This is a genomic window from Dolichospermum planctonicum (assembly GCF_005402965.1).
GTDB lineage: Bacteria > Cyanobacteriota > Cyanobacteriia > Cyanobacteriales > Nostocaceae > Dolichospermum > Dolichospermum planctonicum.
Window position 1 is genome coordinate 1 of sequence record NZ_BJCF01000139.1, and the last position, 574, is coordinate 574.

Annotated in this window: 1 pseudogene; it reads left to right on the forward strand. The window is 37.3% G+C overall.

The features are described from left to right. Window positions 1-376: pseudogene (locus FFO06_RS20760) on the forward strand (RNA-guided endonuclease IscB); the annotation flags it as partial. Between the last annotated feature and the right edge of the window lie 198 nt (window positions 377-574).

The following is a 574-nucleotide window of genomic DNA, read 5'->3' on the forward strand; positions in this document are numbered from 1 at the left end:
ACAACAATTAGAAAAAACACATTGGATTGATGCCGCTTGTGTTGGTAAATCAACTCCAATTCTCAATATCAAAGGTGTTAAACCACTGCTAATTACAGCTAACGGTCACGGTTCTAGACAATCTTGCCGAACCGACAAGTACGGTTTTCCGAGTAGGCACGTACCGAGAGAAAAAATACATTTTGGTTTTCAAACTGGCGATATTGCTAAAGCAGTTGTCACCACAGGTAAAAAGATTGGTACTTATGTGGGAAAAGTGGCTATTCGTTTAACTGGTAGTTTCAATATTTCTACTAAAAATGGATTGATTCAAGGAATATCACATAAGTTTTGTAAACGCATTCACGCAAAGGATGGTTATTCGTATGCAGTATAAAAGATTTGTTAATTGCTCAACTGTCCCTCTCATTGTTTGTGCTGGCACACAAAATTACTCAACGGACGTTTCACCCCACATTCCGCACCCCAAACTGTCACAGAGGTAAATTACGTAGAGAAAAAATTAAAGAGAGCATCAAAACAAACATATAAAGTGAAAAAAGGCATTTGAGAAACAGTAAATCACCAAAAACGT